20 protein-coding genes and 1 pseudogene are annotated in these 19,989 nt (G+C 61.8%); 10 read left to right on the top strand and 11 right to left on the bottom strand.

The window, feature by feature from the left end; genetic code table 11:
* Positions 1-207: 207 nt before the first annotated feature.
* Positions 208-1,680: a cation:proton antiporter gene (locus tag NW830_RS09320; RefSeq protein WP_414361862.1), complete on the top strand. Its 1,473-nt coding sequence runs from the start codon at positions 208-210 to the stop codon at positions 1,678-1,680.
* Here NW830_RS09320 and NW830_RS09325 read toward each other — a convergent pair whose 3' ends face one another.
* Entirely contained in the window at positions 1,681-1,935 is a 255-nt protein-coding gene (locus tag NW830_RS09325; protein WP_414362079.1) for a hypothetical protein, read from the bottom strand.
* A complete protein-coding gene (locus NW830_RS09330) occupies positions 1,853-2,179 on the bottom strand; it encodes an FHA domain-containing protein (RefSeq protein WP_414361860.1) in 327 nt (108 codons plus the stop codon). Before NW830_RS09330 ends, NW830_RS09325 begins: the two co-directional genes overlap by 83 nt.
* Positions 2,180-2,337: 158 nt before the next feature.
* On the opposite strand from NW830_RS09330, the gene NW830_RS09335 reads away from it, so the two are divergent.
* The 3 genes from NW830_RS09335 (at position 2,338) to NW830_RS09345 (ending at position 4,176) form a co-directional block, all read left to right on the top strand.
* A complete protein-coding gene (locus tag NW830_RS09335; protein WP_414361858.1) occupies positions 2,338-2,556 on the top strand; it encodes an NAD(P)H dehydrogenase subunit NdhS in 219 nt (72 codons plus the stop codon).
* 11 nt (positions 2,557-2,567) lie between these two features.
* Positions 2,568-3,242, top strand: coding sequence for a low-complexity tail membrane protein (locus NW830_RS09340; RefSeq protein ID WP_414361857.1), 675 nt, complete (start codon positions 2,568-2,570; stop codon positions 3,240-3,242).
* A gap of 127 nt (positions 3,243-3,369) precedes the next feature.
* Positions 3,370-4,176 carry a hypothetical protein gene (locus tag NW830_RS09345; RefSeq protein ID WP_414361854.1) on the top strand — a complete coding sequence of 269 codons (807 nt, stop codon included), beginning with the start codon at positions 3,370-3,372 and terminating at the stop codon, positions 4,174-4,176.
* Between the two features lie 10 nt (positions 4,177-4,186).
* Here NW830_RS09345 and NW830_RS09350 read toward each other — a convergent pair whose 3' ends face one another.
* The 6 genes from NW830_RS09350 to NW830_RS09375 form a co-directional block, all read right to left on the bottom strand.
* Positions 4,187-5,497 carry a class I SAM-dependent methyltransferase gene (locus NW830_RS09350; RefSeq protein ID WP_414361852.1) on the bottom strand — a complete coding sequence of 437 codons (1,311 nt, stop codon included), beginning with the start codon at positions 5,495-5,497 and terminating at the stop codon, positions 4,187-4,189.
* 16 nt (positions 5,498-5,513) lie between these two features.
* Positions 5,514-6,596 (bottom strand): glycosyl transferase, encoded by a 1,083-nt coding sequence (locus tag NW830_RS09355; protein WP_414361849.1) that lies wholly within the window; start codon positions 6,594-6,596, stop codon positions 5,514-5,516.
* A 4-nt stretch (positions 6,597-6,600) separates the two neighbouring features.
* Complete coding sequence (locus NW830_RS09360) at positions 6,601-7,500, bottom strand: DMT family transporter (protein WP_414361846.1); 900 nt, start codon at positions 7,498-7,500, stop codon at positions 6,601-6,603.
* Positions 7,500-7,835, bottom strand: a complete 336-nt coding sequence (locus NW830_RS09365; RefSeq protein WP_414361843.1) for a DUF3040 domain-containing protein — start codon at positions 7,833-7,835, stop codon at positions 7,500-7,502. Before NW830_RS09365 ends, NW830_RS09360 begins: the two co-directional genes overlap by 1 nt.
* A gap of 65 nt (positions 7,836-7,900) precedes the next feature.
* The gene (locus NW830_RS09370) at positions 7,901-8,185 is read right to left on the bottom strand and encodes a hypothetical protein (protein WP_414361841.1); all 285 of its coding nucleotides are present in this window, start codon (positions 8,183-8,185) and stop codon (positions 7,901-7,903) included.
* Positions 8,186-8,256: 71 nt separating this feature from the next.
* On the bottom strand, positions 8,257-9,240 hold the full coding sequence (locus NW830_RS09375) for a leishmanolysin-related zinc metalloendopeptidase (RefSeq protein WP_414361839.1): 984 nt from the start codon (positions 9,238-9,240) through the stop codon (positions 8,257-8,259).
* Between the two features lie 99 nt (positions 9,241-9,339).
* On the opposite strand from NW830_RS09375, the gene NW830_RS09380 reads away from it, so the two are divergent.
* Positions 9,340-10,323: a glycosyltransferase family 2 protein gene (locus tag NW830_RS09380; RefSeq protein WP_414361837.1), complete on the top strand. Its 984-nt coding sequence runs from the start codon at positions 9,340-9,342 to the stop codon at positions 10,321-10,323.
* On the opposite strand, the gene NW830_RS09385 is transcribed toward NW830_RS09380, so the two are convergent.
* Positions 10,278-11,120, bottom strand: coding sequence for an inositol monophosphatase family protein (locus NW830_RS09385; RefSeq protein WP_414361834.1), 843 nt, complete (start codon positions 11,118-11,120; stop codon positions 10,278-10,280). The two genes, NW830_RS09380 and NW830_RS09385, sit on opposite strands and share 46 nt — an antisense overlap.
* Before the next feature lie 90 nt (positions 11,121-11,210).
* Here NW830_RS09385 and NW830_RS09390 point away from each other — a divergent pair, with 90 nt between their 5' ends.
* The 3 genes from NW830_RS09390 to cbiB are packed head-to-tail and all read left to right on the top strand — an operon-like array spanning position 11,211 to position 14,513.
* Complete coding sequence (locus NW830_RS09390; protein WP_414361832.1) at positions 11,211-13,070, top strand: protein kinase domain-containing protein; 1,860 nt, start codon at positions 11,211-11,213, stop codon at positions 13,068-13,070.
* 13 nt (positions 13,071-13,083) lie between these two features.
* Entirely contained in the window at positions 13,084-13,527 is a 444-nt protein-coding gene (locus NW830_RS09395; protein WP_414362060.1) for an RrF2 family transcriptional regulator, read from the top strand.
* 11 nt (positions 13,528-13,538) lie between these two features.
* On the top strand, positions 13,539-14,513 hold the full coding sequence (gene cbiB, locus NW830_RS09400; protein WP_414361829.1) for an adenosylcobinamide-phosphate synthase CbiB: 975 nt from the start codon (positions 13,539-13,541) through the stop codon (positions 14,511-14,513).
* 559 nt (positions 14,514-15,072) lie between these two features.
* On the opposite strand, the pseudogene NW830_RS09405 reads toward cbiB, so the two are convergent.
* A pseudogene (locus NW830_RS09405) lies at positions 15,073-17,229 on the bottom strand (CBS domain-containing protein); the annotation flags it as partial.
* Positions 17,230-17,311: 82 nt separating this feature from the next.
* The gene (gene frr, locus NW830_RS09410) at positions 17,312-17,860 is read right to left on the bottom strand and encodes a ribosome recycling factor (RefSeq protein WP_414361827.1); all 549 of its coding nucleotides are present in this window, start codon (positions 17,858-17,860) and stop codon (positions 17,312-17,314) included.
* A 168-nt stretch (positions 17,861-18,028) separates the two neighbouring features.
* Here frr and NW830_RS09415 point away from each other — a divergent pair, with 168 nt between their 5' ends.
* Positions 18,029-18,871: a PD-(D/E)XK nuclease family protein gene (locus NW830_RS09415; protein ID WP_414361824.1), complete on the top strand. Its 843-nt coding sequence runs from the start codon at positions 18,029-18,031 to the stop codon at positions 18,869-18,871.
* A 303-nt stretch (positions 18,872-19,174) separates the two neighbouring features.
* Positions 19,175-19,989 (top strand): RNA-guided endonuclease InsQ/TnpB family protein (locus tag NW830_RS09420; RefSeq protein WP_414404678.1); only part of this gene is annotated, 815 nt, incomplete at its 3' end.

A 19,989-nucleotide genomic window follows, 5' to 3' on the forward strand; every position in this document is an offset into this window, starting at 1 on the left:
CAGGGGCAGGGAAAATAGGCAAAGGGAAAGAGTGCCCACATGGGCGTTGCCAGGGGATTGCGCGGGAGGTTAGGTTTTGTAACAGTTTTCCGGCAGAGCGACCCCAGAGATGGCAACCCAAGCTTTTCTGCCGCTCTGGTTAGGCCGGGTTAGACGAAAAGCTGTCCATCTGAGGGTGAGATCTTGCTGTTGAATTGCCTAGATCCTGTGTTGCTGGCTGTCGAAGCCGCTGCTTCCGTTGAGCCGCCAGTGGAAGACAACCTCTCTCCCCTGATCTTGGTGGCGGTGCTACTGGCGTTGGTGGTCATCTACTTGGCCAGCCGCATCGCCGGAGAAATTGCCATTCGCCTCAGCTTCCCCCCGGTGCTGGGAGAGTTGCTGGGGGGTGTCCTGGTGGGCGGCTCTGGCCTGGGGCTGCTGGTCTTTCCAGAAGGGCCAGTCTCCCCCGAGACGCTGCCTAGCTTGGCCCACTCCTCCGCCTTGATGCAACTGCTGCAAGTGACTGCCGGCCTCGACGAGGGATCCCTTGGGTCGGTGTTTGCCTCCCAGGTCGAGATCCTCGACGTCCTCGCCGAGATTGGGGTGGTCATTCTCCTATTTGAGATTGGCCTCGAGTCGGATCTGGGAGAACTGCTGCGGGTTGGCCCGCAGGCAGCGGCCGTGGCCGTCATTGGGGTTGCTGTCCCCTTTGCGGCGGGAACCCTGGGCCTGCTCTATCTCTTTCACGTGCCCACCATCCCTGCCATCTTTGCCGGGGCGGCTCTGACGGCAACCAGCATTGGCATCACCGCCCGCGTCTTGGCCGAGCTACAAAAACTCACCTCCCCCGAAGGCCAGGTCATCATTGGCGCCGCCGTCCTGGACGACGTGTTGGGCATCATCATCTTGGCTGTGGTGGCGGGCTTAGCCAAAACCGGAGAGGTTGACGTTGCCAATGCTGGCCTCATCATCGTCAGCGCCGTCGTCTTTCTGGTCGGCTCCATTGTCTTGGGGCGCCTCCTCAGCCCCTACTTTGTGGCCCTTCTCAACCACCTGAGAACCCGCGGCAACCCCCTTTTGCCCGCTCTGGTGTTGGCTTTCCTGTTGGCCTACGTGGGGCAGGTGATCCACCTGGAGGCGATTTTGGGCGCTTTTGCCGCCGGCCTAATTTTGGGGGAAACCGACAAGCGACAGGCGCTAGAAGAACAGATCAAACCCGTTTCCGACCTGCTGGTGCCCATCTTCTTCGTCTGTGTTGGGGCCAAAACCAACCTCGCTGTCCTTAACCCCGCCATCCCTGCTAACCGGGAGGGGTTGATCATTGCCGTCTTCTTGGTTAGCGTTGCCATTTTTGGCAAGCTGGCCGCTGGCCTGGGGGCGTTTGGCAAGCCGGGCATTAGCCGTTATGCTGTCGGCGTGGGCATGATTCCCCGCGGCGAAGTGGGCCTGGTGTTTGCCGGCGTGGGAGCGGCCAGCGGCGTTCTCTCTGAGGCTCTCGACGTCAGCATCATCGTCATGGTGATTGCCACCACCTTCATCGCTCCCCTCTGGTTGCGGGGGGTGCTGGTGGGCGGGGACAACACATCTCCCTCCCTCTTGGAACTCCAGGCGGAGGCCACGGAGCCAAACCGCAAAGACGCTGCCAGTGCCCCAGAGCTCGCTCCCCCAGACTCAGGACGGGTGGGTATTCCTGAGGGTTAATCAACCCCTCAGTTGCCGCCAGATAGCCTGTACCAGCAGCCGCAGAGGGTTGCGCCGACGTGGTTTCCCATCTCGGATCCTGTCCTTCGTCTCCGCTTGTGGCGCCATCACTTGCACTGACGGCGGGTCGAACCGCTGTATTGTGGTTGAGCGTCGATCCACCACCTCTGCCTTAACGCTGCGGAAGCCCACAGCCTGGAGACACTGCTGAAAATCGGCATCGCAGGAGCGGCGAACATAGTATTGCAGCCGCACCTGATCCCCCAACAGGATCTCCGTCCTTGAGATCCCAGCTCAGACATCTCTGCCCGTTCACTGAGATGCCGTTGGTGCTGCGCTTGCCCTCAAGATTGCCGTCCAGCAGCCGGTAGGTATACTGCCCGTCCTTGTGCGGTAGCCGCAACAGCAGTGCATGTTGCCGGGAAACAGCTGCCGAATGGATGACAATAGCGTTGCTGGGATCCCTGCCGATGGAGTAAGTGGCCGCGCTGAGGGCCACGGCCCGCCGTCCCTATTACCAGCACGTGCCAAACCTGGGATGGGAAAGACTTTGCGTCGGTAGAAATTCTCTGGGGTCTGCTTTGCCAGAGAAAGGCTCGGCAAGAGAGGGCCTTTCCCCCATAATGATAGGGTAGGGCTTCCCCACCGGTAACAACCATGACTGCAACTCCATCTCTTCTCCAAGACCTGCCCCCCATCTACCCCGGGGTGGCTGTGCGGGTCATCAATCCCAACGACACCTACTACCTTTTTGAAGGACAAGTGCAGCGGGTTACCGACGACCACGCTGCTGTCCTCTTTGAGGGCGGCAACTGGGATAAATTGGTAACCTTCCGCCTCACGGAACTGGAAGTGGTGGACAAATCCCGTCGCTAGCTCGGTTTTCCATGCGTAGCCATTGGCAGGAGCCATTCCTCTGGATCCATGCTGCGGGGATCCTCCTCTTTCCCGTGTGGATGGGGCTAACCGTCATTGGGTTGGCCACGGGAGATCCCCTCCTGCCGGTGGGAGTGGAGCAGGCGGCGGTGGCCGTGGCAGGTATTGGACCAGTATTTGCTATGCAGTGGCGCCGGCCCTTCTACATCTTTAGCCTGGGGGTGGTTGCCCTTCCTCCCAAGGAGCTCTCTCCTGAGCAGCGCCGCCTCTTGGCCGCTTTCCTCAGCCCCGAACACAAGGTCTTAGCGGTGTTGGCGGCGTTCCTGCTGCTGGAAGTCTTGGAGCGTCTTTATGACTTGGCTCCCCTCTTTACCCCCCTTACCCCCGGTGGCGGCAGCCGGCTGGCTGGTCTAGTCATTGCCGCCTTCGGCTTTTGGGGGGCCAATGTGTTTTTGCAGATCCCTCTTGCCGTGGTGCGGGTTCTTTTCTTGAGCGACCTGGAGCTGGCCCAGATCGATCCCCTCCCTGCTGAAGCGATTGAAAGCCGCTTTTCCCTCTTTGGTGATCGCCACAACCTGTTGCTGCAGCGGCTGCTGCGCCGCGTCACCACGCCGGGGTTCCAACCCAGCCATAAAGCAGAAACTGGCCCAGAGCCAGCTTCCCCAGCCGAGACGGCCACCCCCTAGAGCACGGCCTTCCCTCAGGCCAGCTTTGGGGACGGATTTCTGCCCCAAAGAGGCCGCAGCTCGATGTTAGATTGGAGGGGAGCCGGTTATCCCCTTTCTCCCGACCTGCGAGGCTAGCGCACCAGCAATGGCAAGCAACTTTTCCTTCCGCTTTAAACAATTTGCCCAACGCCTCAGAGAAACTACCCAACTGCCCCACTTTTTTAGCGACCAAGCCACCAGTGAAACCCAAAACCTGGCGCGGGAGTTGGCTATGGTTGGGGAATACGCCACCCAGCTCAGCCAGGTGGTGATGGAGGTGGACTTCCTCAACCAGCTCTATACCCGTCTCCTGAACGAGCGCGAAGTGCTGCAGCAGGAAAAAGAGAACTTGGAGGCGCGGGTCTTTGAGTTGCAGCAGGAGCGCAACGAGATTGAGCCCCAGGTGATGTACCTGCGGGAGCAACTAAGCCAAGTTGCCTTGCAACTGGAGCAAACCCAAAACCGCGAGCGCAGCCTCAGTGAGCGGGAACGACAACTGTCGGAAATTGTTGCGCAACTGGAGCGGCGGCGGGCCGTGCTCAACCAGGCTATTGAAAACCTTACTAACCAGGAGGCCGACTACACTGTCCGCAATAAAGAGCTGGAAGCTGTGATCAAAGACAACGAACGCAAAGCCCAGCAGTACCTAGAGGCCGCCAACCACTACCGTGCCTACTTGGAAGAGCTAAACGCCCAGATCCAGGAAGCCCAGGCCAAGCTGAGGAGCCTTGGGGTTGAGCCCAAACCGGCTGACCTGCCGCGGCTTGAGGATATGGAAAAGCCAACTCCCGTCCCGCCGCCGCCGCCCTCTACCCCTCTTGGCTATCCACCACCCCCCCCGCAACCCTCTCCTCCCCCCCCGCCAGGTGGCTATTGGCAGGAGAGCCCCTTCGATGACGATCCCTGGGGCTAGCTGGCAATTGTTACTTGGCAGCAGGTATTGACTTGTCCGGGGGAGGAGAAAGCGGTGTTGGATCCAACATCACAAACAGAAACGACTCCAGCCCCGCCAGGTAGGTGAGCACCTGCTCCTGGGCCGCTTCTAGCTCTAGCTGGTTGGCGCGGGCCGCCTGCTCAATTAGGCTAGCCACCGCCACTGGCCCCTGCAATAGGGATCCCAGCCAGGCCATTTGGGGGGCTGGTATGATCAGGCGCCCGCGGCTGGCCCCCGGCCAATTCATGGTAAACTCCAGCTTCTTGTCGTGGGCCTGGGCAAAGTTGTGGCGAAACTCGGCGTTGTCTGTCAGGATGGGGTTGAGCTGCACCCTGCCCCCCAGCCAGTCGGCGTCGCTCCAGGGCAAGACCAGGGAAGAGCCGGGGTGCTCCGCCCAAAAGTCGATTAGGCGGTGGTTGGGGCAAATTAGCTCGTAGAAGTGGTTTTGCTCGGCAGGGGAAAGCTTGTCCAGCTCCGCCTGCAGCCAGGCCGGCAGGGCCCTGTCTTTGAAGAGTAGCGTCGGATCCCAGTCGGCGTAATCCACTAGGCAAACCAAGCCCAGCTCCGCCTCTTGAAGCAGGCGCAGGAGATCCGGGATCAAAAACCCTTTGTCGCCGGGCAAGAGGTAGTTGGCGCGGATGTTGGTGTCGTCGCTGTAGATCTTGGGATCCCAGTGCAGGGCGGCCCGCAGCTCGTCGGAAGCCAGGCTGGCCATGAACTCCCGCACCCGCCGGCAGGCTTCGGGGGTGGGCAGCTCAAACAGGCCCAGCAGCCGGAACGCCTCCTGTAGGCGGAAGATCACCTGCCGCTGGTAGGCGTGGTGTAGGTTGGCCCGTAGGATCCCGTCCGGCTTGAGCACCCGCTTAAGCGCTTTCAAGCCCGCCACGGGATCCTCAAGCAGATAGAGCACGTCGTTGAGGCTGATGAAGTCAAACTGCTGCCCCAGTTGTTCAATCTCCAACAGGTTGAGGACATGCAGCTCCACCTCCCCAAAGCCGTGGTAGCGCAGGCGCCGCTCCGTTGTCTGCACCGACGCCGGTGAGAGGTCGCAGGCCACCAGCCGCGCCCCAGGGTTGGCCTCCGCCAAGAGCAGGGTCTCCCAGCCGGAGCCACAGCCAACATTGAGAATAGCAATCCCCTCGCTGGGCAGGATGGCGCGGGTACGGGCATATTGGGCCGTCGTCCAGCTCAGGCGGTACAGGCTGCCGATGGCGCTGCGGCCCGAGGCCTCAATGGGCACGTTGGGATAGGGCAGTTCCTCGTAGAGTTGCCGCAAAGACTCGGTTGTGCTGCCGGCCATGGGATCCCTCCCTATGCTACTGCCTCAGGAACGCCGCGATGGCGTCCGCAATGGCCTCGTTGCCCCCCCGATCCAGCTCTTCTGCCCCCTGGGGGGGGTGAGGGGGATCCCGCAAGAAGTCCCAGGATCCCGCAAAGAACTCTTCCGGCGAGAGGATACGATGCCAACCGTAGCGCCGCAATCCCTCCACCAAGAGGGGCGACTCCGCAAAGCCGGAACGGTTGACACAGGCCATGGGGATCCCACAGCGCAGCGCCTCCGCTAGGGTGCCATAGCCCGGCTTGGACACCACCCAGCGGCAGAGGGGCATGACATCCACCGGGCGCCACCTCTGCCCGTCCAAAACCTGCAGGTTGGGCAAAGGGGGAGCCTTGGGGTCGAAGGTGAGAAACTGCCAGTCGGGAAAATCCAAAAGCCGCTCATAGGGCAAGCCCTGCAGCCCTAGCCCGCCAAAGGTTAACAAAACCGTGGGCCGCTCCCGCTCCAGTCCTAGGCGCTCAGCCACCTCCTCAGCCAAGTAGCGGGGATCCGACCCCGTCAACCCCACGGGTTCCTGGTGGGGAAAGGCGCCCATAGGCTCAGCAAAGGGCAGGCGAAACAGCCGCTGGCAGCGCCCGTACAGCTCGCGGATCCAGCTTACAAAGGGCTGAAACTGGGGGCCGTACTCTTGATAGATAAAGTCCCAGCCGAAGTTACTGGCCATCCAGCAGGGGATCCCGGCAGCCTCGGCAATAGCAGCAGCAAGCGGCGGCACATCCCCCAGCAGCAACGGCACCCCCTGGCGGCGGATGAACTCCGCCTCTTCTTGGATGAGGTCGGCAGACCCCGCTTGGAACGCCCGCAGGGCCGCTAACGTCGCCGGCAGATCTGCCTGCAGGCCATCCGGCTGCACGACCCCCACATCCAAGGCCCGCGGCCGGTGGAGAAACTTCCCTTCCCCGTAGCGCTCCAGCAGCCAAGCGGGGGCCGGCGTCACCCAAATGGGCAGGATCTGCGGCTCCCGCCGCCGCAAAGCGTTGACCACCGCCGCCAGGCGAGTGACGTGCCCAAACCCATGGGCCGTAGCTGCCACATACAGAGGAACTGGATTCACCGCCATAGCCCTAGGAAAGCACAGGCTGAGACTGAGACTTTTCCCGCCGGGATCCCCAGAGGTTGCTGGCCAAGATGAGGCCCAGGCCCAGCACCGATCCTGGCGCGATCGGCTCCTGCAACAGCACCGCAATCAGCCCCAGCGACAGGAATGGCGTGACATAGACCCAATTGGCCAGGGATCCGCGCTCGTCCGCCAGCTCCAGCGCCCGCAGCCAGAACACAAAAGTCAGGCCCATCTCCGCCAAGCCAATGTAGGCCGCCCAGCCCAGCCCTGCTAGGGTCCACCTCAGCTCCTGAAAGGGCAACAGCGCCAGGCAATAGCCGCTGCCGAAGACAAACCCCAGGAACAGCTTCAGCACGGCATCCCGCCCATCCCGCACATTGAGTAGCCAGTAGAGGGCCCAAATAGCGGCGCTGCCCACCGCCAGCCCCACTCCCCAGGGATCCTCCACCTGCAGCGTGCCCCAGGATCCGCCTGTAGCCACCAGCACCACCCCCACTAGGCTCGTCCCCAAGGCCAGCAGCAGCCGCCCGCGCAGGCGCTCCCCCAACAGCGGCACCGCCAAGAGAGCCAGCAGCAGCGGCCAGGTGTAATTTAAAGCCAGCGCCGCCTGGGCCGAGAGGCGATCATAGGCTTGGAAGAGCACCCCGTAGTAGCCAAACGGGTTGAGCAGCCCCTGCAGCGCCGACAGGCCAATCTGGGATCCCTTCTGTTGGGCAATAAGAGGCGCCCGCCCTGTTACCACCAGAACCATCCCCAAGATCAGGCAGGAGCTACACGCCGAAAAAATCAGCAAGACCGTCGGCGAGAGGTGCTGCAACCCCAACTTAAAGGCACTGGCCGCCGTGGCCCAGCCCAAGATAGCTGCCGCCAGGTAGGCGTAGGCCCGCCAGGGATCCCTGCCCATCAAAAGCTGTCCAGATCCCTGGCTTCTGCCTTTGGCCTTGCTCCGCTGGGAAGGCCCAGCCGTGGCGCCACTACCCAGACATAGAGCAGGTAGCCCAGCCCTGCCACCACCGCCCACCGGAAGACCGTGGCGAACACCCGGAAGACTAGCCCCACCAGCAGAATACAGCCCAAAATGGCCAAAACCGTCAGCAGTGGGCGCCACCACGTCCAAGCGACGTTTTTCCTCTGCGGCGAAGTCGATGCTCCCAGATCCCCAAAGGCCGCGGCCGCCTGCTCCAGCTCGCTCTCCAGCTGCTTTAGCCGTTTCTGTTCTGAGGAAGCAAGATCCGACATAGGGAGCAGTCTCCAGGATACAGGGCCATCTCCATCTTACGGGCTCTTCCCCAACACAAGACAGGCTAGGCCCGCGCCGACAGGATCTCTTGGGCCATGGCGCGGAACGGATCCAAAGCCGGGCCAGGGCGGCGGTTGGGACGTGGCGGCGGGATCTCGTTGGGCACAAATGGCTTCTCGACCACTACCTTGGGCTTGGCAGGCGTAGCCTTAGCAGGGGTTGCCGACTGGGTTGGAGCGGATTGGGTAGGTGCCGGGCGGAAAGGCCCGGTAATAAAGTCCACCAAGCCGCCGAAGAGAATGCCAAAGAAGGAAAATAGGCCGCCAAACAGCTTTTTGAGAATGCCCATAGCCAATTGCGAAAAGCAACTTAGCACCCATTATTGTGAGCAACAGGCCCCTTGGCTATGGGTAAATATGCTCAGGAGGGATCCCCCACCTCGCCCCCTGCAGCGTCAAAGCGCCGCAGCGGTAGGGCCAACTCCAGCTCCTGCAGCTCCAGGGGTTCCAAGAGAGGCCGGCTGCGCCCCAGCTCAAAGCCATCGGCTGCCGCCGGGTTCACCGCGTAGCCCATATCCGCCATTGCTCCCACCGTAAGGATGCTCAAAGGATTGGGCCCGCCCCGGTCGAGGCGGCTGGTCATCAGCTCGCGGCCCAAGACGCTCTCCCGCCAGTGGGAATCGCGGGATCCCTCCCCAAACTGGTTCTCCAAAGGAACAGAGGGGGCATTGCCTCCTAGCGTGGTGAAAGCCTCAACTGCCCGCGGGCCGATAAAGCGGGGGTCATAGCCCGGTGGCGTCGGCTGCTCCGGCCCCACCAAGCCCAGCGTCAGCCCCTTGGGATTCCAGACGCTGGGCAAAAAGCCAAGGGCATGGCCCAGCTCGTGCAGGGCGGTGATGGGCAGATCCCCCCGCTCTTCCAAAGCCGAGAGGTTTTGGCTGTTGAACACAACCACAGAGTAGAAAGGCAGGCCATTGGAGGCCCGCACAAAACAGGGAGCTGCTCCCCCCAAAATCCGCTCGTTGCCCAGGTCTCTTGCCCGCACCTCCACTAGCAGATCGTCGATGGGAAAATTGAGCGCTGTGCTGGGAAACCCTGCGGCACACTCGCCGGCTTGGATATTGGTGGGCCCCAGATCCGGCTGATCCCCGACAATGATCTCCTGCCACCTCAAGGCTGCGCTGCGGACAATGGCTTGCTGCCTGGGAGTGAGGCTGTTGTCGGGAAAGCGAACGTCAAGGGTGAACTGGGAAACAGGGGTAGCCAGCGGCGAAGGCACAGCTGGAGGAGAAGGGGGAAAGACGCCTACGGAAGAGAACCCCCCCTTGCCCCCGCAGGCCTTGAGCAGCAGGAGCAGCAGCACAGCCATGAGGGATCCCAGCAGGCGCCGGCTCCCAAGTTTCACCCTCTCCTCCAACCCAAAGGCTCTATAACTAGACCATGACTGGCTGCTTTTCAAAAGCCTCTAAAACGCTACCATTGGCTGCAGCGCTAGGGATCCTCGGTGTACATCAGCGTCATCATTCCCACCTACAACCGCCTTCCCATCCTGCAGCAGTGTTTGCGGGCCTTGGCCCAACAGCAGCCTGGCCCCTACGACGGCTACGAGGTGGTGGTAGTGGATGACGGCTCCACCGATGGGACGGTGGAATGGCTGCGGAGCCAGCCCCCGGGCTTGCCGCCGCTGAAACTCTTGTGCCAAGAGCACCGTGGCCCTGCCGCCGCTCGCAACCTGGGGTTTCGCCATGCCCAGGGATCTATCATTGTCTTTATCGACAGTGACCTTGTGGTGGTGGATCACTTCCTGGCCGCCCATGCCCGGATGCTGCGGCAGCACGGCGTAACGGGCGATCCCAAGGCCCCGCAGGAGGCCAAAGTCTTTACCTACGGGCGGGTAATTAACACCTGCAACTTCCAGGATCCTCGCTCCGAGCCTTTCAAGCCCACTGACTTTTCCGCCGCTTTTTTTGCCACCGGCAATGTGGCTATCGCCCGCCACTGGCTGGAGCAGGCTTGTGAAACCCCCGCCGGCCCCTTTGACGAGCGGTTCCACCTCTACGGCTGGGAAGACCTGGAGCTGGGGGTACGCCTCAAGCGCCTGGGCTTGCGCTTGGTCAGGTGCCCCCAGGCCACCGGCTACCACTGGCACCCCCCCTTTGAGCTGCAGCAACTCCCGGCCCTCATTGAGCGGGAACGACAGCGGGGCCGCATGGGGATCCTTTTCTACCAAAAGCACCCCACCTGGGCGGTGCGGTTCATGATCCAGCTAACACCCCTGCACCAAATCCTCTGGGGCTTGCTGTCGCTAGGGGGCTGGTTGAACGAAAAGCGACTAGAACCCCTGCTGCGCTGGCTAATCCAGCGGGGGCGTTCTCAACTGGCCCTGGAGCTGTGTCGGGTTTTCTTCCTCAACTGGTACAACGTGCAGGCAGTTTATGCGGCCTACAGGCAGATAAAGCTGCGAAACAGCGGCACCCACTTTGCCTGAGCTACCAAGAGCGTCGGATAGGCCAGCTGGCCATAGTCCTTGCCCCCCCTCAAAGGCTGGCCGGGATCTGGGTCAGTAGGGCCAAGAGGCTCCCACACTGCGCCCGCCCCTTTGGCAATAGCCCACACTGCCGCCACATCCCAGATCTTCGGCGAGCGCTCCACCGCGCCCAGAAGGCTGCCGCTAGCCACCGAGAGCAAGTTGTAGGCAGTACCCCCTAGCATGCGCGCCTTGCAGGGAAATTGCGGGCTAATCCAATGGCCGCTGCGGGAGCAAAAATTAAACAGTTGGTTGGGGCCGGGTGGAGCAAGGCTGGGGCGGATGGGTTGAGGACAAGCAGGATCCCGGTCGTGGCGGGCTAGGAAAGCCCCGGCTGCGGCATCCCCGGGAAACTGGGGCCAGTAGCCGTAAAAAGTCTGACGGATAGGCGGCAAATGGACACAGCCAAACACGGGCAGGCCCCAGTGCAACAACGCCAGCGAGCTACCCCAGATGGGGATCCCGTGGGCAAAATTGGTGGTGCCATCTAGGGGATCCACCACCCAGCACCACTCTTTCTCGGGGAAGATGTGGTTTGACTCCTCGCTCAAGTAGCCGTGATCTGGGTAGGCGGCGGCAATTGCCTCCTGAAAGGTTTGATCAGCCCAGTGGTCGGAAGCGGTCACTAAGCTGCCGTCTGCCTTTTCCCTGGAGCACACCTGGCCAAAGTCGGCCAAGAGCTGAGTTCCCACCCGTGCGGTTAGCTGGAGGGCAAACTCAGTTACCTCGCGCCAAAAGGGGGAGAAAGAAGGATCCATGCTCCAATCCTAGCGCCAGCCTAAGTCCAAGACCAGCGCCCAGCCGACTAGAATCGCTGATGAGTCGGCTGCAGCTGGCCTTCCTCCTCCATGAACCAGCAACTGATTGGACAACTCATCGGCAACCGCTACCGGCTACTCCGACACCTCAGCGAAGGGGGGTATGGCCATGTGTTCGAGGCAGTGGATACCCAGCTTGGCAACGAAGTGGTGGCTGTCAAGTTGCTGCGCCCGCCACCGCCGGGCATGGCGCCGGAGTACTACCAACACCTGCAGCAGCGCTTCCTGGCCGAGGCGAGGGTAAGCGCTCTCTTGGGGGAGCACCCCAACATTGTGCAGGTGCGCTCCTACGGCCTGTACCAAAACCAGCCCTACCTGGTGATGGAGTACCTCAACGCCAAACCCTACACTGGCCAGGGCTTGGACCAGGTGCTGGCGCAAGAGGGCCCTTTACCTCCTGAGCGAGTGGTGAACTTGGCTTTGCAAATTTGTTCAGCCTTGCACCATGCCCACAACTTCCACATGGATCTGGGCAAACACTCCATCTGCGGCGTGATCCACCGTGACATCAAGCCTAGCAACATCTTCGTGCAAAAAGGGCCCGATGGCAAAGAGCGGGTCAAGCTCCTGGACTTTGGCATTTCCAAGCTCCTGGGGGAGTCCTCCCGCGGCCTAACCCAAACAGGGTATTTTCTGGGCACGATGGCCTATGCCTCCCCAGAGCAAATGCGAGGGGAAAAACTGGATGCTCGCTCCGACATCTACTCCTTGGGGGTGGTGCTGTACGAGTTACTCACTGGCAAGCTTCCCTTCGAGCCCGCTACCGATACCTTGCAGGGCTGGTACCACGTCCACAACTTTCAACCGCCCCGTCCCCTTCGCGACCACCCGCTACCCTACCCTCTCCCCGAGGCGCTGGAAAAGGTGGTGCTCCGCTGCTTGGAGAAAGACCCTGCCCTTCGCCCGGCCACCGTGGAAGAGCTGGCCCAAGAGCTCCAGGCCGTCTACGGGAACAAGAGCCCGTCTCCCCAACAGGCTACTTCTAGCCTAGAGGCGGAGGAGGAAAAGCTGCGGCAAGCCGTGCGTTGGATTGAGGCAGGCGAGTACAAGAAGGCTGTCCACCTTCTCAACGACCTCATCCAGGGGGCTCCCAACGAAGCCCGCTACTATCTCTACCGCGGCCTGGCTCACCAGCGGCAGGGCCATTGGGGTCTTGCCCAGATGGACTATCAGGGGGTGCTGCGGCTGGAACCGGGCAATCCTGCGGCAGAACAGGGGCTACGCGAGGTCGAGCAACAGCTTGCTCAGGAACAGGCTAGTTTTCCCCCCAAACCTCCCCTGCCTCCTGCAGCTTCACCTCAGCTGGGCAAAGGGCTGGCCTTGGCTTGGCTGTTGGCCAATGGGGCAGCGGCTGGCAGCGGCTACCTAGGGTTGGCGGCTTTGGCCCCGCTGCTGGTTACTTTGGGATCCCTCCAAGGGGTGGTGGTTGGAGCCGGCCTCGGCCTAATCCTGGGACTGCTGCAGTGGGCAGTGTTGCGGCGACGAGTCTCCTGGCAGTGGGTGCTAGCGACGCTGCTGGCCACAGCTCTCGGTTGGCTGGCGGCGGATCTCCTCCCTCTGCAGGGGGGGAGGGCAATCCCCGTCTTTGATCCAAGCGATCCCTGGCTCCAAAGGGCCCTGCTAGCGATGGCCAATCCCTGGCGCGGCTTGTTGGTAGGTCTTGGCGTGGGTGGGCTGCAAGGGATCCTGCTGACTCGGCAGGGGAAAGTGGACTGGGCCTGGCTCTTGGCAGCAGGGGCAGAAGGGGGAGGAGCGGCTCTGCTTATGGGCCTGCTGTTGGCAAGCTCGGCTTGGAACTCCTGGGGGATGCTCCTTGCGGGTCTGCTGACCTCTACTCGCCCCCTTAGCGCCCTCGTGCTTTATTGGCAAGCGGATCGAGTGGGAAAGTAGGAAGAGAGTGCCAGTGCGCCTAACGACACGAGCCACCTACAGCATCAGAGCTTTGCTGGATCTGGCGATGCTGAGCAAGGGCCAGAGGGCGTCGGTGCGGGCTATTGCCGAGCGCCAGGGGATCCCGGCCCCCTACTTGGAAAAGCTGCTCATTGAGCTACGCCAAGCCGGTTTGGTTTGCTCCCAGCGAGGGGCCCAAGGGGGCTATCGGCTGGCACGGCCGCCGCGGCGAATCCCCATTAGCGCCATCTTGGCGGCGGTGGGAGAGTCTTGGGATCCCTCAAGAGCCCCTCAAGAAAGGGCCAGCGCGGCAGTAGACTGGGTAACAGTGGCCCTCTGGGAGCGGATTGCCCAGCGGGTGCAGCAAGTGTTGGAGGAAACCACGCTCGAAGATTTGTATTTTGATGCCCGCAGTTGGCAGGCAGCCCAAAACCAGGAGGGAAAGTTTGTCGTCTAAGTGGCAGCAGGATGGAAGCCTGGCTGTTTTTCCCTGCTCAGCCAACTGCTCCTCTGGTGCTAGTGGCAGCTTTGGCCCTGGACTATCTGCTGGCGGATCCCTGGGGGTGGCCTCACCCCGTGCGGGTAATGGGGGCTGTTATTGCCTGGGGCCAAGGCTGCATTCTCCAGCACTGTTCAACTCCCCTAGCCCAGCGCTGGGGCGGGGCAATTCTTACCGTGGCGCTGCTGGCGGGCTCCTACGCAGCGGGCTGGGGTCTCATTGCCATTGCCCACACTCTCCACCCCTGGGCAGGGATCCTAATGCAGGCCATCCTGATGGCCAGTTGCTTGGGGGGGCGCAGCCTGCGCTTTGCTGCCTTGGAAGTGTTGGATCTCTTGGAAAAAGGGGATCTGGTGCAGGCCCGCCAACGCCTTAGCCGCTATGTAGGTCGGGATACAGAGCACCTGACGGAGCCAGAGATTCTGCGGGCGGTGATCGAGACAGTGGCGGAAAATACCCCCGATGGGGCGACGGCCCCCTTGTTCTATGCCTTTCTGGGGGGAGCACCCTTGGCGTTGGCTTACAAGGCCAGTAGCACGCTGGACTCAATGGTGGGCTATCGCCATGCCCCCTTTACCTACCTGGGCACGGTGCCGGCCCGCTGCGAGGACGTGTTAACCTGGCTGCCCTGCCGGCTAACGGTACTGACGCTGGCGCTGCTGAGCGGGGATCCCTGGAGGTTTTGGCAGCGCTGTCGCCGCGACGGGCAGGCAGATCCCAGCCCCAATTCAGGGTGGAGCGAGGCAGCCTTTGCCTGGCGGCTGCAGATTCAGTTGGGAGGAACCAATCGCTACCGCGGCATTCCCAAGGTTAAGCCAAAGGTGGGGATCCCAGCTCGCCCTTTGAGCCGCCAGGTAGTGCAGGAGAGCCTGCAGCTACTGCGGCAGGTTCTGGGAGTGTGGAGTGGCTTAATGGTGGGTCTGGCCCTTCTCTGCCGGTTTTGAGGTTGCCAGCAGGTGGCGGCAAGGGGTAGTGTTCCCGCAGCCAGGCTTCTGCCTCAATAGGAGTGGTGAGCTCGCCATTGAGGGTAAGGTAGCGTAGGCAATCCAAAATCTCTTGAAACAGGGGGCCCGGCTTATAGCCCAGCCGGCGCAAATCGTGGCCGTTGAGGGGCGGCTTCACCCAGTGCCACTCCTGCAGGTAGCGCCAGATCAGCCGCCGCGCTGGCTTGTCGGCAAGCCCCGCCAACAGGATCACCTCCGGGATACGCAGCCGCTGCAGCAGCTGCACCACCTGGGCTGGGGAGAGGGATCCGCTTGCCAGTTGCGCTAGCAAGGCTTGGTAGGAGGGGAAATGGCTGAGGCGTTCGATGCCCGCTTGGGTGAGGTGGAGCTGGCTTGCCACCTGGGGCGCTTGGGGCAGCGCCAGAAGTAGAGCTTCCAGGCGCAGTTGCCAGATCTCCTGGGATCCCAACTCGGGGTAGCGGCGGCGGAAGTGATAGGCCCAGCGGCCAACCCGCTGCAGCCGCTGGCACAGGGAAGGCTCCCAGGTTAGATCGGGGTGAATGCAGCGCAGGGCTCCCCACGCCGAGAGCCGCTCAAAGGCCATGGGCCAGTCTTGGGAGCGGAGGATGTAGGCCAGCTCCTGCTTGAGGCGCTCCCCGCCAACGGCATCGTGGAGGCCGCTGGCTACAGCAGCGCGGATCCACTCCTCGGTGGTCGGATCCAGCGTAAAGCCCAGGTGCACAGCAAAGCGCACCGCCCGGTAGATGCGGGTGGGATCCTCAATGAAGCTGTTGGGGTGGAGAGCGCGGATGATCCCCTGCTGCAGATCAGCTTGCCCGCCGAAAAAATCCAGCAACTGACCCCGCTGGGGGCCGTTGAGGCGCAGGGCCAGGGCATTGATGGAAAAATCCCGCCGGTAGAGATCTTGCTGGATGGATCCCATGGCCACCTCAGGGGGCGAAGCCGGGTAGGGGTAAAACTCCGTGCGGGCACTGGCAATATCGACACAAAAGCCCCCTGGCCAGATCAGGGCTGCTGTTTGGAACTTGCCGTGGATCTCCAACCGCGCCTCGGGGAAGTGCTGCTTGAGGGCCTTCCCCAGGATCAACCCCCAGCCCGGCGGATCCGTACCATCGGCGGCCAAGGGGTAAGGCCCGTCCACCACCAAGTCCAGATCTAGCCGCTCCAGGCGAGAGGGAGGCTGCCGTCCCCACTGGTGCAGCAGTAGATCCCGCACCGCTCCCCCCACCAGATACAGCCGCAGACCCTTTTCGTCGGCAAGGCGGGCAGCTTCCTCTAGCAGCTGGCGGTGCCGCGGCGAGAGAGCAGCAAAGGTGAGATCCAGAGGACAGGAGAAGGCAGGAACAGCTAGGCGAGGCGAGAGGGCCGGCAACTGGTGCAGGTGCCGCAACACGTCGGTGCGGGTAACAATGCCCACCAATTGGCCATCCTGAAGCACTGGCAGACGGCCAATGTCCCACTGCACCATCAGCCGCTGGATCTCCGCCAGCGGAGTGTCAGGGGAGAGGGTCTTGACATCCGTGGTCATGTAGCCCTTGACGGGGGCATGGCCAAAGCCGTGGTGCAGGGCAATGTCAATGTCCCGCCGTGAGATCACCCCCACCAGGCGGCCCTGGGCGTCCACCACCACCAGGCCAGAGTGGCCATAGCGCAGCAGCACCCGCTGCGCCTCCTGAATGGTAACCTCGGGCCGAATGGTGCGCACCGGGGAGGACATCAAATCCTTAGCCGTCACCGGCGGCGGGATCTGCTCTTTAACTGCCTGGCTCAGGTCGGCCAGCACCTGGGCTGGGTCGGGCAAGGGCTGGTCTGGGGAGGCTTTTAGGGTAGCTGCTGCCGCGCAGTCGTGGCCTCCGCCGCCGTAGCGGGCCATCACCTGACCCAGTTGGGCAAACTCCTGCCGCGCCCGCCCAATGAGGCTGAGCCGCTCCCCCTGCCGCGCCACCAAGAGCAGCACATCCACCCCTGTCAGCTCCATCAGCCGCATCACCAGGCCGGCCAAGCCGGGCACAAACTCCGGCAGCTCTAGGAGCCATGTTCCCAGGCGGTACTCCCCCACCTCCTCCACCTGCATCTGGGCCAACCCCTGACTCAGCAGCTCCTGCATCAAGGGGGTAAGGCCATCCCCCAAGAAGCGCCGCAACAACCCCAGGTTTACCCCCTGCTGCAACAGCCAGGTGAGGGCCGCAGCGTCGCGGGCCGTGGTTTCCGGGAAGGTCAGGGATCCCGTGTCCATGTGGATGCCCAAAGCCAGGGCCAGCCGCTCAAAGGGGCTGAGGCGGATCCCAGCCGCCTGTAGCCGCTCCACTAGGAGGGTACAGGTGGATCCCACGGCCTCAATGTGAGCGCTAACTTGCTGCTGGGGCCACAGGCGCTCGGGCGGGGTTGGCGGATCCCCGACATGGTGGTCAAAGATCTCGATCTGCGTCCCGGGTGCGCTCAACCATGCAGCGGCCTTGCCCAGGCGATCCGGATCGTGGCAATCTACCAGGATCCAGCGCTGCACCTGGCGGGGATCCACCGAGCGCAGCTCGATGAGGGGAAACTCGTCCCGGTAGAGGGCCAAGAACTCCTGCACCCCTGGCAGGGATCCGCCGGTCAAGGCAATACGAGCACCCGGATAGAGCCGAGCTGCGCCCACCGCCGCCCCCAGGGTGTCAAAATCTGCCGCTTGATGACACAGGATAAGATTCATGCTACAAGCCCGCCCTCTCCCTCCCTCCTGATCGAAGCCAAGCTCTGGCTATAGGGATCGAGGGAAAGCGCTGCTGCAAGTCCTAGAGCGTGGTTAGTTCCTTTTCTTTCTCTGCCAGCAGCTCGTCAATCTTCTTGACATAGCGGTCGGTCAATTTTTGGATCTCTTCTTGGCGACTCTTGGACTCGTCTTCGGAGATCTCGCCGTTTTTCTCCTGCTTGCGCACCGCGTCAATGGCGTCGCGGCGAATGTTGCGAATAGAAACCCGGCCCTCTTCGGCCAGCTTGGCCACCTGTTTGCTTAGCTCCTTGCGCCGCTCTTCCGTTAGCGGGGGGAGAGTGAGGCGTATCACCTTGCCGTCGTTGCTGGGCGTCAGGCCCAGGTCAGAGGCAAGGATGGCCCGCTCAATTGCCGCCAGGGTCGAGGGATCAAAAGGCTGGATCAAGAGAGTGCTGGCATCTGGAGTGGTAATGCTGGCTAGCGCCTTCAGGGGAGTGGGAACGCCGTAGTACTCTACTTGAACGCGATCCAGCAGGCTGGCATTGGCCCGCCCGGTGCGCACCGTGTTAAAGGAGCGCTGGGTGGCCTGCACTGCTTTGTTCATCAACTCCTCGATCTCAGCTAGCTCCACGGCCCTTTCCTCGCTCTCGAGACGGTTGGCAAAGGCTCAGGCGCTAGTGGCACAAAACCTAGCGCCAGCCTGAGTTTAATTCTATCCCTTTCTAGAGGCCATTCCTTGTCCTGGCAGCCGACTCAATTGCAGTCCCATAGAATGGCCATAACCTCCTTGTCTTGACTCATGTCCGGGATCCCTTCCGCTCTCTCCTCGCTGAGGTTGGGGCTTGAGCAGGTCAACCTCTCGGCTTCGGCTCTATCGCTATTGGACTACTGCCCCCGCTTGTTTTGCTACGTGTACCTAGAGCGGCTTCTCTGGCCTGCAGCCAATGCCTTTGAGCACGAAGCAGAACAACGGCGAGGCCAGCAGTTCCACCGCCTGGTGGAGTGGTACAGCCGCGGGCGGCAGGTGGAGCCGCGCTTGTCTGGTTTGGACGAGACAGTACGCCAGTGGTGGCAGGTGTTCTTGGCCAGTCCTCATGCTCATCCGCAGGGGCGGGTGTTGGCCGAATTGCCCCTCTGGCAGCGCATAGAGGGGTTTAACCTCACTGCCCGCCTGGATCGGCTGGTGATTGCCCCGGGATCCCTGCAGATTGTGGATTGGAAGACGGAGCGGCAGCGCCCCCCCGACGAACAGTTGGCCCAGGACTGGCAGGTGCGCCTCTACCCGCTGCTGCTGTGTGGGGTGGCCGATCAACTGCCCCTGGAAGTCCCCTTCCAGCCGGAGCAGGTGCAACTGACCTTTTGGTATGTGCAACACCCGCAGCAGCCTTTTCAGCTGCGCTACAGCGCCGCCGCCTACAAGCGGGATCTGGCCCACCTCAAAGCCACCCTGGCCCGTCTGCGGCAACTGGGGGCGCAGGACTTTCCCGGGATCCCCTACGGTGAACGCTGTGCCAGTTGTCTGTTTTGCTCCCGCTGCCACGGGCTCATGCCGCAAGGGATCCCTGCCCAGGACCTCACCGATTGGGTCTGGGGGGCCCAGGAGCAAGCAGGGGAAGAAACGCCGGAGGCGGAATGGCTGTAGGGCGCCCGCCTGCCCACCCCCCTGCACCGCAAACCTGCATACTGGGTTAACGTAAGGTGCGGAATTCCCCACGGTCTATACGGTGGGGATGGATAGCACCCTCTGGCTGATTCTGGATGTATTGCTTCACAATTTCTAGGCAGCAAATCATGCCAAAGCCTAGCCCTTCCCAATACACTTTAGTGACCAGTATTTCGTTACAAACACTACGTGCAAGTGAATTCTAAAAACTGCGTCAGCGTCGCTTCTTAGTCTGCCATTCTCGATGCTACACTTGCTGTGGCTTCGACTAAGTCACAAAAGGTGACTGAAACTGTACTGGTAGTCAGGCGGCAGACCTTTCGGCTGTACCCCAACAAAACCCAAGAGCGGGCTTTGTTGTCTGCCCGCCGTTTGCACTGTTACCTCTACAACGCTTGCGTTGCTCACCGACGCTATGAGTACCGGCGCAACCGCCGGACGGTTACTTACCTTGAGCAGCAGAACCTTCTGCCGGAGTTCAAGCAGGCGTGGCCGGAGTTCGCTCAACTCCACTCCCATTCTCTGCAAGCTACGGTCAAGCGGGTAGATTTTGCCTATCAGCGCTTCTTTCAAGGGCTGAGTAAAAGGCCTAAGTTCAAGTCAATCCAGCGGTACTCCGGCTGGACCTATCCCAGCACTTCGGGCTGGAAAGTAGCCAGCAACGGTAAGCACGGCACCGTTACTCTCAGGGACCTGGGCATTACCCTGAGGATGCGTGGTAAAGCCAGTCGCGTTAGCGGGACGGAGTCCTTGGACTGGGGGAAACCTACCACGCTAACTATTGTCTACAAGCCAACTTTACGGCAGTGGTACGCTTCCTTCACTGTAGAGGTGGAAGTACCTCGGCCTAAGTTTGGTTCCCGGTCAGACTTGAAGTATGAGTCCATCGTTGCCTACGATTTGGGCACCGAGACCGCCATAACCCTATATGACGGGAGTGAGTTCTATGAGGTTGCTAATCCTCGGTTTACGCAGAGGAGTGAGGAGAAAATTCGCAAGATCGCCAAACTTAAGCGACGAAAGCGTGCACCCAGGAAGGGGGTGAAGGCTTCTAGGAGATGGAAGAAAATCAACCGACTGGAGGCCAAGCTCAAAGC

It is taken from the genome of Synechococcus sp. OH30 (assembly GCF_047462175.1).
In the GTDB taxonomy this organism is placed as follows: Bacteria; Cyanobacteriota; Cyanobacteriia; order Thermostichales; family Thermostichaceae; genus Thermostichus.

What these genes read in the sequence shown, in the direction of transcription:
- NW830_RS09385 (WP_414361834.1), bottom strand. Translation starts at nt 11,120, where the DNA reads ATGGATCCTTCTTTCTCCCCCTTTTGGCGCGAGGTAACTGAGTTTGCC.
- NW830_RS09365 (WP_414361843.1), bottom strand. Translation starts at nt 7,835, where the DNA reads ATGTCGGATCTTGCTTCCTCAGAACAGAAACGGCTAAAGCAGCTGGAG.
- cbiB (WP_414361829.1), top strand. Translation starts at nt 13,539, where the DNA reads ATGGAAGCCTGGCTGTTTTTCCCTGCTCAGCCAACTGCTCCTCTGGTG.
- NW830_RS09335 (WP_414361858.1), top strand. Translation starts at nt 2,338, where the DNA reads ATGACTGCAACTCCATCTCTTCTCCAAGACCTGCCCCCCATCTACCCC.
- NW830_RS09370 (WP_414361841.1), bottom strand. Translation starts at nt 8,185, where the DNA reads ATGGGCATTCTCAAAAAGCTGTTTGGCGGCCTATTTTCCTTCTTTGGC.
- NW830_RS09415 (WP_414361824.1), top strand. Translation starts at nt 18,029, where the DNA reads ATGTCCGGGATCCCTTCCGCTCTCTCCTCGCTGAGGTTGGGGCTTGAG.
- NW830_RS09340 (WP_414361857.1), top strand. Translation starts at nt 2,568, where the DNA reads ATGCGTAGCCATTGGCAGGAGCCATTCCTCTGGATCCATGCTGCGGGG.
- NW830_RS09390 (WP_414361832.1), top strand. Translation starts at nt 11,211, where the DNA reads ATGAACCAGCAACTGATTGGACAACTCATCGGCAACCGCTACCGGCTA.
- NW830_RS09345 (WP_414361854.1), top strand. Translation starts at nt 3,370, where the DNA reads ATGGCAAGCAACTTTTCCTTCCGCTTTAAACAATTTGCCCAACGCCTC.
- NW830_RS09360 (WP_414361846.1), bottom strand. Translation starts at nt 7,500, where the DNA reads ATGGGCAGGGATCCCTGGCGGGCCTACGCCTACCTGGCGGCAGCTATC.
- NW830_RS09350 (WP_414361852.1), bottom strand. Translation starts at nt 5,497, where the DNA reads ATGGCCGGCAGCACAACCGAGTCTTTGCGGCAACTCTACGAGGAACTG.
- NW830_RS09355 (WP_414361849.1), bottom strand. Translation starts at nt 6,596, where the DNA reads ATGGCGGTGAATCCAGTTCCTCTGTATGTGGCAGCTACGGCCCATGGG.